Source organism: Martelella sp. (assembly GCF_984369615.1).
The window spans coordinates 1-2,516 of sequence record NZ_CFHTCS010000500.1 but is presented as its reverse complement, the minus strand read 5'-3'; the positions used below and the strand labels follow the sequence as shown (position 1 = coordinate 2,516).

Annotated in this window: 2 protein-coding genes; both read left to right on the top strand. The window is 64.4% G+C overall.

Going from position 1 to position 2,516, the window contains the following annotated elements:
• Positions 1 to 182 precede the first annotated feature (182 nt).
• Positions 183 to 1,934: a sensor histidine kinase gene (locus AC5DC2_RS22855; RefSeq protein WP_491700148.1), complete on the top strand. Its 1,752-nt coding sequence runs from the start codon at positions 183 to 185 to the stop codon at positions 1,932 to 1,934.
• A 14-nt stretch (positions 1,935 to 1,948) separates the two neighbouring features.
• Positions 1,949 to 2,452: a GNAT family N-acetyltransferase gene (locus AC5DC2_RS22850; protein WP_024707463.1), complete on the top strand. Its 504-nt coding sequence runs from the start codon at positions 1,949 to 1,951 to the stop codon at positions 2,450 to 2,452.
• Positions 2,453 to 2,516: the final 64 nt, after the last annotated feature.

The following is a 2,516-nucleotide window of genomic DNA, read 5'->3' as shown; positions in this document are numbered from 1 at the left end:
TGGGATCGCGCGCGAAAGCCTTTCCGTATCGCTCATCAGGCGCTCCGGGGGCCTGCGGAAGGGTTGGCGAATGCGGCAAAGATTACGACCCGATTAAAAAACACGGCTAACAAATCCTTTACGGAAGGTATTTCTTAACAATTCGTTCGTAGGTTCATTAACAGCGACAACCACGATTAGCGATGGCGAACCTCAGCGAGGCCCACATGAAACGCGACACGACACAGCGTCATGATCCTCAGGACACAGAGACCGGGCTGGGTCCGGCCGCTTCCGGCGCGGCTTCGCAAACGCCGCCGGTCGAAGCCTTCCGTCATGCGCTTTCCGTCGTCGAAAAGGGCGTTCCCGCCATTGCGATCCTGCTGGTCATCACCGCGGTCGGCTTTCTTTATATCGGCAGGGACATGGTCTTTGCTCTCTGGGCGCTGACGGCGCTCGTCCTGCACGGCGTCGCCTTTGCCGTCATCCGCAACGCCGCGCGCGAGGGCAAGGATGCCGAAACGCTTGCCAAATGGAACAATCGCGTCATCGGCGCCTACTGGCTGGCGGGCGCCGCCTGGGCGCTGACCGCGCTTCTCGACTGCAGCGCCTGCACCGGCGCGGCCTTCCCCTTCTTCAAAGGGGCGATGGTGATCATCGCGCTCTCGCTGCTGGCGCTCGGCGCGGTCGCGCTGCCGAAGACGACCTGGCACGTCTTCATGCCCGCCGTGATGGCATTCGGCGCGATCGCCTATCTCGGGCGCGCGCCCTTCGACATCGGCCTTGCGTCGACCCTTGCCGTGGTCATGGTGTTCATCGCCTATTTCAGCCACCAGCTCGGCGCCGGCGACCAGGCCTTGCAGAGGAAGGAAAGCGAAAAGGACGCGCTGAACCGAAAGCTTGCCGAAAGCCTGAAAAAGGCCGAAGCGGCTGCACAGACGGCCGAGGACGCCAACAAGGCCAAGGCGGCCTTTCTCGCGGCGATGTCGCATGATCTGCGCACGCCGCTCAACGCCATCATCGGCTTTTCCGAAATCATGAAGGAAGAGATGATGGGACCGCTGAAAAACCCCTATTACAAGGAATATGCCTCCGACATCCACAGTTCCGGAACCCATCTTCTCGACATGATCGACAGCGTGCTCGATCTCTCCCGTCTGGAGGCCGGCGGATACCGGCTCACCGAACAGCCGGTCTATCTGGTCGATGTCATCGACGCGTCGATGGCGATGGTCGGACCCGAGGCCGCCTCGCGGGCGATCTCGATCCACTGCGACGCCGGGGGGCGGCTCGCCCCGGTCATAGCCGATGGCCGCGCCGTCAAGCAGATGCTGATCAACCTGTTGTCTAACGCCATCAAGTTCTCGCCCGAGGGCTCCGACATTCTGGTCTCGGCCGGCAACACGGCCGAGGGCGGGCAGTATCTGAGCGTGCGCGATTACGGCTGCGGCATGGACGAGGAGGCGCTTGCGGCAGCTACGGATGCCTTCTCGCGCGGCCGGGCGGCGGACCATGTCGAAGGCTTCGGCCTCGGTCTCTCGATCGTCCGGCAGTTGGTCGAGGCGCACCAGGGCGCGCTCGTGCTCAAGTCCGCGCCGGGCCGGGGCACGCTTGCAAGCATCGAACTGCCCGAAGCCCGCGTGGCGGACCTGCCGGCGACGAGCCTTGCAACCGGCGACCTTGCCCTGCCGCTGTCGGCGGAGCGCCATATGCCATTCATCCCGGAGAGCATCGAGATCGAGGCCGAAGAGAGCGTCCGCACGGCGAAAGGCCGCAGCGGCCGCGACCGGCTGGCAGCCGCCCTCAGACGGCGCGCCCGCAAGGTCGCCAACGACGATGCCGGCCGCCCGTCCGACGCCGATCTCGCCCTTGAGGCCCGGCTGGAGGCGGACATCATGGAGGCGCTGGACCGCGAACGCGAAACGGAACGACTCAAGCCCGCCAATGCCGCATGAACCTGCAAAAGCACATGACCGTCATTCCCACGCTTGAAACGAACCGACTGCGTCTGCGCGCGCCGCGCTTCGCCGACTGGCCGGCCTACCTTGCCTTTCTCGCCTCGTCGCGCGCGCAATTCATGGGCGGCCCGCACACGGACGAGACAGCCTGGCCGTTTTTCTGCAACGATGTCGCGCAATGGCAGCTCTTCGGGCACGGCGCGTTGATGCTCGAAGACAAAGACAACGCCGCCGTTCTCGGCCAGGTCGCACTGTGCAAGGGTCCGCTGTTTCCCGAACTGGAGCTTGGCTGGTTTCTTTACGAGGCCGCCGAGGGCCATGGCTATGCGCTGGAGGCCGCCGCTGCCATGCTGCAATGGGGTTTTGCCGCGCGCGAGGAGCAAAGCTTCGTCAGCTATATCGATCCGGAAAACCGCCGCTCCATCAGGCTCGCCGAACGACTGGGCGCAAGTCTCGACGAAACGGCGCAGCGCCCCCATCCTGCGACGCTCGTCTATCGCCACCCCCGCCCATGACGGACGGCGCTCTAGATGTGGAGCCTCAAGAGGTTGTCTCGGTTCATGCCGAGTCGACTGATCG